General features: G+C 39.3%; 8 protein-coding genes. 5 read left to right on the top strand and 3 right to left on the bottom strand.

The features are described 5' to 3' along the window. Positions 1 to 98: 98 nt before the first annotated feature. The 4 genes from CWC28_RS16465 (at position 99) to CWC28_RS16450 (ending at position 5536) form a co-directional block, all read left to right on the top strand. Positions 99 to 1274, top strand: coding sequence for a DUF547 domain-containing protein (locus tag CWC28_RS16465; RefSeq protein ID WP_063707090.1), 1176 nt, complete (start codon positions 99 to 101; stop codon positions 1272 to 1274). A 58-nt stretch (positions 1275 to 1332) separates the two neighbouring features. Then, positions 1333 to 2484: a DUF547 domain-containing protein gene (locus CWC28_RS16460; RefSeq protein ID WP_063707088.1), complete on the top strand. Its 1152-nt coding sequence runs from the start codon at positions 1333 to 1335 to the stop codon at positions 2482 to 2484. 62 nt (positions 2485 to 2546) lie between these two features. Continuing rightward, a complete protein-coding gene (locus CWC28_RS16455) occupies positions 2547 to 3692 on the top strand; it encodes a DUF547 domain-containing protein (RefSeq protein ID WP_063707085.1) in 1146 nt (381 codons plus the stop codon). A 53-nt stretch (positions 3693 to 3745) separates the two neighbouring features. Next, positions 3746 to 5536 carry a putative 2OG-Fe(II) oxygenase gene (locus tag CWC28_RS16450; RefSeq protein ID WP_063707083.1) on the top strand — a complete coding sequence of 597 codons (1791 nt, stop codon included), beginning with the start codon at positions 3746 to 3748 and terminating at the stop codon, positions 5534 to 5536. A gap of 44 nt (positions 5537 to 5580) precedes the next feature. On the opposite strand, the gene CWC28_RS16445 is transcribed toward CWC28_RS16450, so the two are convergent. The 3 genes from CWC28_RS16445 to CWC28_RS16435 all read right to left on the bottom strand — a co-directional run bounded on the left by CWC28_RS16445 (position 5581) and on the right by CWC28_RS16435 (position 12765). Next, positions 5581 to 7227, bottom strand: coding sequence for a tetratricopeptide repeat-containing sulfotransferase family protein (locus CWC28_RS16445; protein WP_063707081.1), 1647 nt, complete (start codon positions 7225 to 7227; stop codon positions 5581 to 5583). A 75-nt stretch (positions 7228 to 7302) separates the two neighbouring features. Beyond that, positions 7303 to 10161, bottom strand: coding sequence for a TonB-dependent receptor domain-containing protein (locus CWC28_RS16440; protein ID WP_063707079.1), 2859 nt, complete (start codon positions 10159 to 10161; stop codon positions 7303 to 7305). A 255-nt stretch (positions 10162 to 10416) separates the two neighbouring features. After that, entirely contained in the window at positions 10417 to 12765 is a 2349-nt protein-coding gene (locus tag CWC28_RS16435; RefSeq protein WP_063707077.1) for a DNA polymerase II, read from the bottom strand. 68 nt (positions 12766 to 12833) lie between these two features. Between CWC28_RS16435 and CWC28_RS16430 the strand changes: the two genes are divergently transcribed. Next, positions 12834 to 14549: a tetratricopeptide repeat-containing sulfotransferase family protein gene (locus CWC28_RS16430; RefSeq protein ID WP_063707075.1), complete on the top strand. Its 1716-nt coding sequence runs from the start codon at positions 12834 to 12836 to the stop codon at positions 14547 to 14549. Positions 14550 to 14552: the final 3 nt, after the last annotated feature.

The raw sequence follows: 14552 nt of genomic DNA, 5'->3' as shown, positions 1-14552 counted from the left end.
AATATTCACATGGTTACAGGCTATTTTAGGTACGTTTAAACTTGAAAAAATTGTAACAATCGCTGATAGTAAGATTGTTAAAACAACAAGGAAAAATCATGTTTAAACAATTATTGTTAATTATATTTACTTTTTGCTCACTTCCTTTGCAGGCAAAAATTAATGAAATACCTAAAGAGTTTTCTGACTTTAGCCTTAATCGAGATATTAAAATCTCCTATGAAGACCTTGATAACTTACTTGAAATGACCGTTATCGACATGGGCATGTCAGACAGAAGCTCTCGTAAATCCCAAGCTTCAATTGGCACGCGCATGAAATCACACAAAAACAACGATACTGCGCTTGAAGCAAACCGCTTTTACTTTGAAGGCGTTACAAAATCAGAAATCAAAGACGGCTTTCACAAAATCAGAGTTAGCTTAGAGAAGGTGCCAAGCGAGGTTTCTCTAAATGACTTAAGTCTCGATGAGCAATTAGCTTATTGGCTTAACCTTTATAATACCGCGATGGTTGAAAAGTTGATTGATCACTATCCTGTTCGCGACACAGAAGATCTACTTTTTGGTGATGACTCAATTCTAGATGAAGAGTTTTTAACGGTTGCTGGTTACAAACTCTCATTGAATGATATCCAACATAAAATTGTTTTTGAAAAGTTTGGTAAAAAGAAACCTATCGTTATGTATGGCTTCTATCAAGGTAACATTGGCAGTCCAAATTTGCGTAATGAAGCTTATAAAGGCAGCAAGGTTTACCATCAACTCGTTGAAAATGGTGAGGAGTTTGTAAATTCAAACCGCGGTATGCAAATAAAACGTAAGGACCGCCTCTATGTTTCTAAATATTATGAACAAACAGAGTCTTTATTTTCAGATTTTGAAAGTGACTTACGTGAACACCTTGCCGATTATGCCGAAGGCCAAATGAAAAGTGATGTTAAGTACGCCAAGCGCTTTAAAATTGACATTGAAGATTGGAACATTACTGATTTATACGGCACAGACCGTGACTATGGCGGTTCAGCGTCAACAAACCCGGCAGCAATGCTAAATGCTGTAGTCAGTAACTCTGCTGTTCCACTTGGGCCTGAAGGAAGTGGCGCAGGTATAGGCGCTGTTAACGTGAATCACATTACAGACTCTATCATGATGCGCACTATGGATTTTGGTCGTTTTTCTCCTGAAATGTTAGAAAAAATCAAAAAGCTTAACTTAAAACGCCAAGACAATAGTGGAACCGTTGAAATTAAAGACATTGATTCAAACAATTAAAAAATAAGGCCGCTCGTCAGATGTAAGTGCGTGAGGCCTTTTTAACAAGGAATTCGTTATGTTAAAACAATTTCTATTAGTCAGCGCGATTTGCTTTGCAACACAAACCTCAGCAAAACTAGACACATTGCCTGAAGAGTTTTCTGATTTTAGTTTAGATCGTGATATCACCATATCCTACGATGATTTAGATATGCTGCTTGATATGACAGTAATTGATTTAGGCCGCTCCGATAGACGGTTTCGTAAATCTAAAGCGAATATTGGTACTCGCATGCGTGCACATAAAAATAACGACACTGCGCTAGAAGCTAACCGCTTTTTCTATGAAGAGGTTACTACATCCAAACTAAAAGAAGGCTTTCATAAAGTACGCGTTAGCCTTGAGAAAGTGCCTGATCAAGTGCCTCTCAATGCTCTTGTCCTTGATGAACAATTAGCCTATTGGCTAAACTTATACACGACAGCTCTCTTAGAAAAGCTGATAGAGCACTACCCTGTTATAGATACTCAAGAATTACTCTTTGGAGAACAATCAATACTTGATGAAGAGTTTATACATGTGGCGGGCTATCAGTTGTCTTTAAATGATATTCAACACAATATCGTATTTAAAAAGTTTGGTAAAAATAAACCGATTGTTATGTATGGATTTCACCAAGGAAATATCGGCAGCCCAAATTTAAGAAAAGAGGCTTATAAAGGCCCAGAGGTATATCACCAACTGGTCGAAAATGGCGAGGAGTTTGTTAATTCAAATCGAGGAATGCAAGTTAAGGGCAAAAATAAGCTTTACTTATCCTTATATTACAAACAGACCGAAGCACTGTTTGACGATTTCGAAAACCAATTAAAAAATCATATTGAAGATTACACCGAAGGAGATTTAAAGAACTCAGTTGAGTTAGCTGATAATTTTCAATTAAGCATTGATGATTGGGGAATTAATGACTTATATCGCACAGAGCGTACTTTTGGCGCATCAACAGCAACAAATCGGGCAGCATTACTTAATGCCGTAGCCAGTGCGTCTGGTGATGTAGGTGTAGGTGCAGTGAATTCGAGTTATATATCCGATGCGTTTATGGAACGAACTGTTGAGTTTGGCCGATTCCCTCCTGAAGTTTGGGAGAAGTTAAAGCAACTAAATACCAAACGTAAGGAAAATAGAGGTTCAGTAAAGATCAAAGACATTGATTCAAACAATTAACAAAATAAGGCCGCTCGTCAAAAGAATGTGACGGATGGCTTTTTCTGAACAGGGAGTTCACTATGATCAAACGAATTTTATTAGTTACCGCAATTTTCTTTACAGCACATTCGTCAGCAAAACTAGACACGCTACCTGAAGAATTTGCCGATTTCGGCTTAGATAGTGATTTAACAATATCTTATGGTGATTTAGATCAGTTACTTAAAATCACGGTTATTGACTTAGGCCGCTCAGACCGAAGTTTTCGAAAAGGTCAATCAGGCATTGGCACACGTACGCGAGCACACAAAAATAACGATACAGCTTTAGAAGCAAATCGTTTTTATTATGAAGAAGTTGTAAAAGCAAACCTGAAAACTGGTTTTAAAAAAATACGTCTGAGCCTTGAACAAGTTCCTGAACAAATCCCACTTAATGAGCTCGTTTTATCTGAGCAACTGGCTTATTGGCTAAATTTATATACCACAGCATTATTAGAGAAACTCATTGAGCACTACCCTATCTTTAGTACTGAAGATTTATTATTTGGTGATAATTCATTACTTGATGAGGAATTTATTACTGTTATGGGACATAGCCTGTCTTTGAATGACATACAACACAACATTGTCTTTAAAAAGTTTGGCAAAAGTAAACCGATTGTAATGTACGGCTTTCATCAAGGGAATATCGGCAGCCCAAATCTTCGCCCAGAGGCCTATGTAGGAAGCAAAGTGTATTACCAACTAGCAGACAATGCTGAGGAATTTGTTAATTCTAACCGAGGTATGCAAATTAAAGGGAAAGATAGACTTTACCTATCCGTCTACTACCAGCAAACAGAAGCCTTGTTTGACGACTTTGAGCAAGATTTAAAGTCTCATATTGAACACTATACTAATGGCTCTTTAAAAGATGCTGTAGAGTCATCTAAAGGGTTTAAGCTTACAATAGATGACTGGCATATCGTGGATTTATATCGCACACATAGAGCCTATGGCGCTTCTTCTGCTATTAACAGGGCCGCGCTAGAGGGTAAAGGAGGAATGACATATGGATATCGTGCAGCAGACGGAAGCTATATCACCGATCCCTTAACGAAGCGGCTAGCTCAATTTGGTCGATACCCACCACAAGTTTGGAAGAAAATTCGCAAGCTTTATAAACAAAGAGAACGCATTAAAGGTACTGTAGTAATCAAAGACCTTGATGCAAATCAAGAGTAACATTTTACTTTAGCGTACACCCTGTTAACATAAAACAAAAACAAGGTGTACGAGTGAATAATTCATTGCAAAAAGCGTTGCAGGCATTCAATCAACAACAGTATATGCACGCACTTCAACTCCTTTCTTCACATACAAACAAAACCGCTGATTGGTATACATTAAATAGCTTATGTTTATCTGCTGTAAATAGAATTACCGATGCAGAGCAGTGCTATTTGCAAGGTTTGCGTCTTCATAGTAAAAACGTTGGGCTTTTGGATAACTACACCAACTTACTTTGTAAACAAAAAAAGTATGCGGATTGTATTCAGTTTTGTGAATACAACACAAATTCTTTGTCACTTGAAAAACCAAGACTCAATTACATTGAAAGCCTAATTAACCAAGATGAATTACTCAAAGCCGAACACTTCATTAAAGAAACATCTCCTTCGCAAAGCACATTAATTCGGTACCACTGGCTCACTTTAGAGCTTTACGAACGCTTTGGGGATTTAAAGCACATTGAAGATTATTTCCGCACTGAATTACCTGCGCAACTAAAAGGGCAATTTCATTTCATTTATAAACAGGCATGTAATTATCGTAATTTAGGTAAATTTTCCGAAGCATTAGCCCTATTGCAAATGCTTTTAAAACAGCAACCCAGCGCCGAATTACATTATATAGTGGGTTGTACTTACTATGATTTGCAGCAATATGAACAAGCACAAGCGCACCTAAAGGCATGTTTGGAACTGGCACCTAACTACGTACCAGCTCATGAAAGTCTTAACAAATTGTACTGGGAACACGCACAGAGCGAGTTAATGAGCTCGTACACCCAAACTTTTAAACACTATGATGCGAATCCGGTGCTGATCCACTCTCAAATTGGCCAACTATTGCAACTCGATAAGCTTGAGGAAGCTTTATTAGTAAGCTCTGAAGCAACACAGAGCTATCCGCAAAACTTAGATCTACTCCATGCACACAGTATCATTTTAGATAGAAAGGGAGATGAAGAAACGGCATTCTCACTCCTTCAGCGGCTAGTAAAAGAAGCACCACACAATGCCCGCTACAGTATCGATTTAGCAAATTTTTACATACAACAAGGCGAGTACAGCTCAGCGATTTCTCATTTAGAAACGGCAGTAAAATTTAATCCCAATAACCAAGAGCTGTGGGCTTATTTAAGTATTGCTTGGCGCTTATCGAATAATGATAAATACCATTGGTTAACTAACCTCGACAAATTCGTGAAGGTAATGGAGCTCCCTGCTCCGGCTGGTTTTAAAACCTTTGCTGATTTTAATCATCAGTTAAAAGAGCTTATGATTAGCCTACATACCAATAAACTGCAGCCATTAGATCAAAGTGTACGAAGTGGCAGTCAAACACAAGGTCACTTACTCCAGCGCTCTAATCAACTTATTGATTTATTCAAGACATCAATGTCGCAATGTATTAATCAATACCTGACGCAGCTTCCAGAGGACGTTAACCACCCTCTGTTAGCACGAAACCACAAGCGCTTTGTTGCCAGAGGTAGTTGGTCTGTAAAGCTAGAAGAAGGTGGTTTTCATGCTAATCATATCCACCCTCAAGGCTGGTTATCCGCGCCGAGTTATATTTCTATTCCTGCTGAGATGAGTAAAGATGATGCCACTAAAAATGGCTGGCTAAAGCTAGGAGAAACCAGTCTTAACTTAGGAGAGCGAGAATCAATTGCTCGTGAAATATGCCCAGAGGAAGGTCAAATTATTATATTTCCAAGCTATATATGGCACGGGACATATCAACTTAAGAGCGATAGCCCAAGGCTAACGATTCCTTGTGATATCATGCCGTTAAAATAATTAAAAAGACCATCTTCATGATGGTCTTTTCCTGTAACTAATCGCTATTTATTTAACAGTGCTTTTGCATCCAGATAGGATTGTTCACTGCCCTGTATATGCTCTAGGTAATTTTCAAATCGTCCTGATGATGATTTATAAAGAGGTTTTCTTACTTGCCATACACTTGCTGTACTTACCGTGCCAGTTTTATGATGAAATCGCTGGGCTTCATCAGTGTATTCTAACCCTAAAAAACTAAACAGCGGCTCTAACACCTGCTCAGGTGACGCAACAAGTAAATCATAATTCATCGTAAAAATATCATTACTAAAGCGCGACTGCCAATGTGACTTAATGCGTTGCTGCTGCTCATAGTGATGCAAAGTGTCATTCAGAGACACTGCGTAGTTTAAGCTCGGGCCTAAATGTTGGAAATAAGCTGATAAGCTATTATCTTTGATATCTCGCTCAGTCCAAATGATCTTCGCATTTGGATATAGCTGCTTAATAACGTCTAAATAAAGGTAATTTTCTGGGCGTTTATCTGTAACGTAAAGAGCACCTTCGGCTCGAAGAGTTAGTTGCCCGTTATAACCATTTATAAACTCAGGATCTTTAGCCTTATTTGCAAGCGCCTTTTCATCACTAATTAAATTGAATAGCGATGAATGTAAATAGGCAATCTCACCACCTGCTGCTATTTGCTCGTTAGAGCTGATAATTTGTTCAATCAGTGTTGAGCCAGAACGAAACATACCGCAAATAATGATAGGCGTAATAGAGGTGTTCGCTGCTTGAAGAGTGATATTACGCGCTAAGGTGTAGTCGGTTACCGCTTCAATAGACTGGCGATCATAAACTGGTAAATACTTTTTATTGTATTGATTTGCTTTTACATAATAGTGCCAAGCTTTCTGATAATTTTTGCAATCATTAAACACTTTACCAAGTGCATAATAAAGATCAGCACAGGCAATATCATCTAACTCTCGTTGCAATATAGCTAGGCATGCTTGTTCGTAGTTAGTCGCATCTTGTTCAGAAAATGTCTCGATGTCAGCCATCCTTGCTTGTGCCATCGCGTTAAATGCATCTATCTTTAAAACCTGTTGAAAGCCTTTTTTCGCTTTATCTTTATTACCGAGTTGTTCATGAATATTTGCCAATGCAAAGTTGGCTTGCAGACTCTTATTATCATGACTAATCGCTTGTTCTAAATACTGTATTGCAACACTCGGTTGATGTAATTGTTCATTATGCACATAAGCAATTTCAATTAAAGCGGGTACTTTAAACTGCTCAGATAATGTGAGGGCTTGCTCGAGAAAGCGTATCGCTGCATCGGCGTTACCAAGCTTTCGTTCTATATTACCTAGCTGAAAACAGATATCAGCTTGCTGCGGATTTGCTGTATATAAAGGTAATAGCGCGTTTTTTGCAATTTCGAACTCACCACAACTTAAACTTATTTGCACTAGGGTCAGTACGTAATCAAATTTTGTTGGAGCAATGGATACCAGTTGCTGGCAATAAGCAATGGCTGTTTCAGTGTCTTGTTGCTGCATAGCAACTTTGAAAAGGATCTGTAACGCTTTTTCAGCTAATTCACTGTTATATGTTAACGGTTTTAATAATTCTATCCCCTGGCTAACTTTACCTTGCTGAAGTAAAGCAACAGCTTGGGTAAACGCGTATTGTTCTGATGTCATTGTTTCCCCATAAAAAAGCTTTCCCATAAAAAAAGCGAGCCGAAGCTCGCTTTATCATACATTAATTAATTCAAATTAGAATTTTAATGAAACGCTTGCGTGGAAGTAACGACCTAGCGTGTCGTAGTAACCAGCAACTGCGTTACCATTTGTAGATAATGTACCGCCTACTAGTGGTGGCTCTTTATCTAATACGTTGTTCACACCAACAAGAACACGTGTGTAGTCATTGATTGTGAATGAACCTTTAAGGTCAAGGTAACTTTGTGAACCAATACCATCTTGAACTAAAGTGTCTGAACCTGTGTAGTCATTAACTGCACTGAAGTAACGCCATTTAGCTGTTGCTTTCCACCAGCTGCCTGTGTCGTAGCTTGCGCTAAGAACATGACGCCATTCTGGTTGTGGGAAACAGCCGTTATCTAGTGTATCAACACAGTCGTAAACTTCACTTACACCAGGAATATCTTCAAATTCCTTAGTCATCATGTAAGTACCGATTAAGCTTGTAGAAAGCGTACCGCCACCAACTTCGATGTCGTAGTTTGCACTTAAGTCGATACCTTCATAGTGGATGTTACCTAAGTTCGTGTTCGTTGCGATAACTTGACCAGAACCGATCCAAAGGCTACCGCTACCTGGTGTACGTTGTACGTTATCACAGAATAGTGCATCACCCGTTTTACCACATTGCTCAACGATAAGCTCAGGGTCGATGTTGCCGATTGCATCTTCTAAGTCGATATCCCAGTAGTCGATTGAGAAGTTGAAGTCTTCAAACGGGTTACCTACAACACCTAGAGTGATTGTATCTGCAATCTCAGGGCTAAGCTCTGGGTTACCACCGAAGAAACCATTGTATTGGTCCGCTGGGCTCTTACCTACGTTACCGTATTGAGAAGCTGAAACACCTGTGTTCGCACACTCAGCTTGGGTAAGTGAAGGAGTTGCTGTAGCACATGGATCTGAACCAGCCCATAAACCTTGGCTTTGTTGAGCGAATAGCTCACCATTGTTCGCTGCACGTACTGCACGGTTGTAGCTTGAACGGATCTTCCAGTTTTCAGTTACGTCCCAGTTCATTGCTACTTTATAAGTAGGCTCTGAACCTGATGTGCTGTAATCAGACCAACGATAACCTAAGTCGATTAATAAGCTTTCAACGCCAGGTAAACCTTCAACGATTGGTAAGCTTAACTCACCGAAGTACTCAGTTACATCATACTCACCGTTAAGGCTCTTAGTAGGACCACCTTGACCAAGTAATAGACCTTGCGCATAAACTTCGTCAGCTGTACGACCGAATGTTTCTTCACGGTATTCAGCACCGAATACTGCAGCGATTGGGTAGTCTGACGAAGGAAGACCAAAGTCAAACTCACCAGTTACGAAACCACTTACGATGAACTGTTCTGTTACACCGTTAAGAATAGCTGTACCAGTTAGAGCAGCTGCTGATTCAGTAGAAACACCTTGGTATGTGAATACTTCGTAAGGAATACAGCCATCAGTTGACGCACAGTCTTCACCATTTGCAGAAAGTGCAGTGATGATACGTGGGCCGAAGAAGTCATTTTCGTATGCCGAAGATGAAGATGTTGAACCGTATTGAACAAACGCTTCGTATGACCAAGTGTCACTGATTTCACCTTTACTACCTAATACTAGGCGGAAAGAGTTGTGCTCTAATTGGTTAACACGTGGGCCACCTTCTACGTTACGCTTACCGATGTAAGTAGCGAACTGGTCACCTGATGTTAAACCGAAACGGTCAGTTAGGTTTTGACGTTGTGCGTCTGTTAATAGCGGGCTATCGTAATCGATTACATAGTTTGTATCGAAGAACGTACCTGATTCTGCGATTTGTGCAGAAGTACGGTCACGCATGAACATAGCTTCAATGAACGGTTGGAAGTTGTCATTGATTTCGTAGTTTGCGAATAAACCTAACGTGTGACGCTCATCCGGACGCATGAAGTGGTTAACAGGCGCATAGTTGTAAACGTTACCGCTTGAAGGAATGAAGCTGCTGTCAGTTCCTAGTGTCCAGTAATCGTAATCATCCCAGTCAAATGCACCAGAATCAGTAACACCTGCGATGTAGAAGTTAGGGTTTACAGCGTTACCAGAACCACCACATGCAGTACCTGCTGCATTTAATGCACAAGATGAGTAGTCACGAGCACCTTGACGTAGTTCGTTTTGTTTGTTGTAAGTAAAGTAACCAACCGCGTGGCCTTTACCGCTGTCGAATGAGCCACCTAAAGTAGCTGAGAAGTCAAACGATGAACCGTCAAAACCTGAGCTACCTGAAGGGTATTCAAAGTCACGGTCATCCATTAGACCTTGGATGTATTCATTGTCGTTGTCGTGTTGGTATGCAGTTGAACCGATGTTCACTTCAAAACCTTCGAACTGATCGTCCATCACGAAGTTTACAACACCCGCTACCGCGTCAGCACCGTAAGTTGATGAACCACCACCAGTCATTACGTCAACACGTTTGATAAGTGCAGCTGGGATTTGGTTGATATCCGCAGATTGGCTATAGATACCACCCGCTTGCATACGACGACCATTGATAAGTACTAGGGTACGTTGTGAACCCATACCACGTAAGTTAAGCGTAGCAGTACCAGAAGCACCATTTGATTGGAATGCAGTGCTTGAAGCTTCAAGTTGAGGCAAGCTGTTCATCATGTCTTCAACACGAGTGAAACCAGCTACTTCGATTTCTTCAGCTGTTGTAACTTGTACTGGGCTTGCAGTTTCGATATCAGTACGTTTGATACGTGAACCTGTTACTTCAATACGTTCAACTTTTTCTACTGCTTCTTCTTCAGCAGCATAAGAGTTTACAGAAAACGCAGCTGTAGAAGCTGTACCAAAAGCAAGCGCTAAGCGAACTGCTTTTGAAACTTTATTATTTAACATTTGATTCTCCCTGGACCACTATATTGTGGCTATATTTAGCATAAGCTTGTTTATTATTTGTATCGCATCAGGACTGCGACAAACAAATAATAAACAAATAAAACAAAATATCCAGCCCTTTATTTACAATTTTTTAATGAAGCACCAAAAAGTTTACTTTTTCTTGTTTTATGAACAAAAAACACACAAATAAGCGTTTAAACCGAGCTTATCGATCATTCATCGCAATAAACAGTCAAAAAAATGTTAATTTTTCTAAAAAAGCTGTATCTGACGGTCACTTAGCGGCGCAATCTTAGTACCTAAATTAACAACAATCATTTCAGCTATTGGCAATAATTGCTTATTAACATAAATGCCATAATCGTAATTATGTTGCCCGTTGTAGTACTCAGCGCCAGTAGCGGTGTAAACATATTCAATTATCTGACCGCGTTGAAAGGTAAGATGGGGATTATCAGCTAAATGTTGTTTCGCTGCTTTTACATGGGGAGGGATATTTTTTTGATAATCAGTTAAATGCTGACCTAAGCGTTTTCGGTAAACTAACATGGCGTCGAATTCACCCGCATAGAGTTTTTTAACATATTTATCAAAGGTTTGAATTATTAATTCTTGGCTATAATTTTCGCCGAATAAAATCTCAAATAATTCTGTTTGAAACTTATGGGCAAGTTCAGTCCAATCACTTCGAACAGTTTCCATACCTTTGAAGACCAATTCTGAAGTGCCATTTTTTTCGACTTTTCCTACATAGCGCTTTTTTGAACCCATTGTTTTGCCTCTAATTGTGGGCATAAAAAATGGGCTGTAGTGGGTTTCGTACTCAATTTCTAAGAAACTGTCTATTTTATAGTCTTGCTGCAAAACGAGCTGCCAGCGTTTGTTAATTTTTCCTGCCAGTTTCGTACCGATTTCATTACAGTTTAGTGAGTTTAGATCATCATCAAGCTTCACAAACGTCGAATCAGTATCACCATAAATGACTTCATAACCCCACTCTTCTATCCATTTTTTCGTTGTTTGCATGATTTCATGGCCACGAAGGGTAATAGAACTCGACAATCGAGGGTCATAGAAGCGGCAGCCTTTTGAACCAAGTACACCATATAAACTATTCATAATAATTTTGATCGCTTGCGATAACATAGGGTTGTTATCGTCTTTTGCAATTTGTCTCGTTGCAGCAAGCTCTCTTATCAATTCAGGAAGGTGATGTTCAGTTCGTGAGAACAGCGCCTGATTAAATCCCTCTATCGCACTCTGTGGTTTTTTTAACCCTTCAATAAGGCCAAGTGGGTCGATACAAAATGTGCGCATTATTGATGGATACAGACTTTTATAATCAAGCACCAAGATATTTTTATACAGACCAGGTTGCGATGACATGACATAACCACCTGGACTGTCAAAACTTAACCCATGATCGCCTAAATTAGGGGCGACAAAGCCACTTCTATGTAAGAGCGGCAAATAAAGGTTAGTAAAGGCCGCTACTGAGCCACCCATTCTTTCTAACTCAAGTCCGGTGAGTTGGCTTCTTACAACGGCAAAATCGAGTAACTTTAATTTCTCAAAAATCTGCAGAACTAAAATACAGTCTTGTCTGTTGTAATTAGCAAGAGACAGTTTGTCTTCATTAAACTGGCGAATAATTTCTTCTAGGCGATTATCTGTGCTGATCAGCTTTTCTTCGCCAAGCTCAATACTTGCTACATTAGCAAGGCTAAAACTGTCGTAATGATAAGTGGCGTTTTTTAGTGTATCAATACCATCAACAACTACGCGACCAGGTATTGTTATGCGGGTGATATTTCCTTCCCGTACACGTAGCTTTTCTTTATTGCGTCCGAGCTTTAACGAAAGGCCAAGTGCCTCAGCTCTTGCGTGAAGGACACGAAAGTCAAACTCAATCACGTTCCAGCCAATCAATACGTCAGGGTCAATTCGCTGGATCTCAGTCTCAAATTGAGAAAGCAGGTCTATTTCATCTTCACACCAGTTAATTTGATAATCTAGATCTGGGGTAGGCTCTGGGCGCCCTATCATTAACACTTTGTCTATGCCGTCTCCGACTAAGCCAATAGAAAATAGTACGCCTTCCCCATTACACTCAATATCAATAGAAATATGTTTAAAATAAGGCCTAAATTCATTGTTTGGTTTTAATTTTGCGTTTGTTAACAATCTATAGCCACGGCGAGTTTGAACTTCCCCTTTAACCCAAACTGATCCTTTAATGAAACGTTCCATCAAAAATCTGTCAATTGGCCTGACATCATCTTCAAACAGCAATATGTGTGAACTTTTTAAAATCTTAATGGCACGGTAGTAGTCTTTTAATGATTTGAAATAACAACAGATCACCGATTGATTTTGGAAGTTTCTTAACTTTGCATCGGCAAAACGAACATGAATGTTTTGACTTTTTAATAACCGCGTTGCTGCAGACACTTGATTTTCAGGAATGAAGAAAACCACTTCTTGATGCTCAACATGCACTTTTAAAGGGCCATGCTCACACCAAAGCCAAAACACGAAACTAACCCCTGATGAGCTATCAAACGCTTCTTTAGAAAGGATAAAACCTGTATCTGTAACCATTTACTTCAAATATCTATCACGGAAGGGGTATAGTACACCCTAACAACATAAAATTATAAGAGCCAATTATGAGCCCTATTGATGCGATTAATACCGCAAAAACACTCGTTGCTACAGAACCAGATAAAGCCAAGGCAATGTTGCTAGAAATACTTAATCAACATCCTGAATACCATGATGGCTGGGCCTTACTCGCTGATATTCACAAACGACTTCAAGAGCATGAACAACAGCAAAGTGCATTAAAACAGTATGAAATGATCTATTGGTTTAATAAACAACTAGAAACTGCGAAACAACAGTTAAACAATCAAAACCCTCAGCAAGCACAGCAAATCATCCAGCAATTATTACAATTAGTACCTAATGAATATAGAGCACTTGAAACGCTAGCTGACATTGCCTTTAAAGTAGGTGATAGTAAAGCGCACTTGGCAATATCAAAGCATAACCTTGAAAACAACTCGCAAAAACAAGCTGTTATAGAAAACTACTGTCAAGCCTTACTGACTACCAAACAATTTAATGAGCTAATCTCTTTTTACCGCTCGTCGATTCCTTCACCGACATTATATATAGAGAGCTTATTAGCGATCGCTCATGTAAAATTGATGCAGTTTGATCAAGCCTCAGCCATCTATAACAAGTTACTCGATGCAAATTATTACCCAGCCCAATGCCACCTTCGCATTGGCAACATAGAAAAAATAAAAGGTAATACTGAGCTTGCAATTAATCACTATAAACAATCGCTGCAACTAGATAATAAACTAGGTGAGGCTTATTGGAATTTGGCAAACTTAAAGACATACGTTTTTGACAACGAAGATATCAGTAACCTAGAGCAGCTCACACAAGCTGCTAAACCACACCTAAATAGTGCCCAATTCTACTTTTCGCTTGCAAAAGCGTATGAGCAACAAGGAAACTTCAGCTTATCATTTGCAATGTTAGATAAAGCAAACCGTATACAAAAGTCATTAACGCCATACAAGCCTAGCGATTTCTACTCTCGCTGCAAAAAACACCTAACGGAAAAACCAGTTGCTAACAATAACTCTGATGACTCTGTACAACTGATTTTTATCGTCAGCTTACCGCGTAGTGGCTCTACCTTAGTTGAGCAAATTTTAGCAAGTCACCCTGATGTTGATGCAAGTTATGAACTAACTGAAATTAATGCAATTGCGCGCGAGCTCGAGAGTAAAAAGCGCTCAGCTATGCCTTATGGGCTTGATGAACTTTCTGATAAGGATAAAGCACATTATGCCGCAAGATACATGAACTTTATTGCCCCGTTACGCGGAGAAAATAAGCTATTTATCGATAAACAACCCACAAACTTCCATCATATTGCATTGATAAAAACCCTATTCCCGAACGCTAAAATACTCGAAGTTACGCGAGATAAAGCCGCAACAGCATGGAGTTTATACAAACACTCTTTTTCAGAGGGACATGCTTATAGCTACGATTTCACATCCCTTGCACAATACATAAATGATTATACAGACTTAATGTCACACTGGGACACGCTCTATGCTGGCGAAATTTATACAGTCGATTATCAAAACTTGGTTAATGATTTTTCCAATACGGTGGCTGAATTACTACGTCATTGCAATTTAGAGATGCATGAAAACTGTATTAATTTTTATAATCACCAACGTCCAATAATGACGCCAAGTTCTGAACAAGTAAGGCAACCGATTTACAAAGATGCTCTAACTCAGTGGTCAAACTATAAAGTTCACCTCGAGCCCCTGTTAAAGCTTCTAAAATAATAA

It is taken from the genome of Pseudoalteromonas sp. S4492 (assembly GCF_005886115.1).
Lineage (GTDB): Bacteria > Pseudomonadota > Gammaproteobacteria > Enterobacterales > Alteromonadaceae > Pseudoalteromonas > Pseudoalteromonas gelatinilytica.
Note: the sequence above shows the minus strand (reverse complement) of the source record. Positions and strands in the feature narration are given on the sequence as shown.

Coding starts and splice junctions, on each gene's coding strand:
- CWC28_RS16455 (WP_063707085.1), top strand. CDS start 2,547: ATGATCAAACGAATTTTATTAGTTACCGCAATTTTCTTTACAGCACAT.
- CWC28_RS16440 (WP_063707079.1), bottom strand. CDS start 10,161: ATGTTAAATAATAAAGTTTCAAAAGCAGTTCGCTTAGCGCTTGCTTTT.
- CWC28_RS16460 (WP_063707088.1), top strand. CDS start 1,333: ATGTTAAAACAATTTCTATTAGTCAGCGCGATTTGCTTTGCAACACAA.
- CWC28_RS16445 (WP_063707081.1), bottom strand. CDS start 7,227: ATGACATCAGAACAATACGCGTTTACCCAAGCTGTTGCTTTACTTCAG.
- CWC28_RS16430 (WP_063707075.1), top strand. CDS start 12,834: ATGAGCCCTATTGATGCGATTAATACCGCAAAAACACTCGTTGCTACA.
- CWC28_RS16435 (WP_063707077.1), bottom strand. CDS start 12,765: ATGGTTACAGATACAGGTTTTATCCTTTCTAAAGAAGCGTTTGATAGC.
- CWC28_RS16465 (WP_063707090.1), top strand. CDS start 99: ATGTTTAAACAATTATTGTTAATTATATTTACTTTTTGCTCACTTCCT.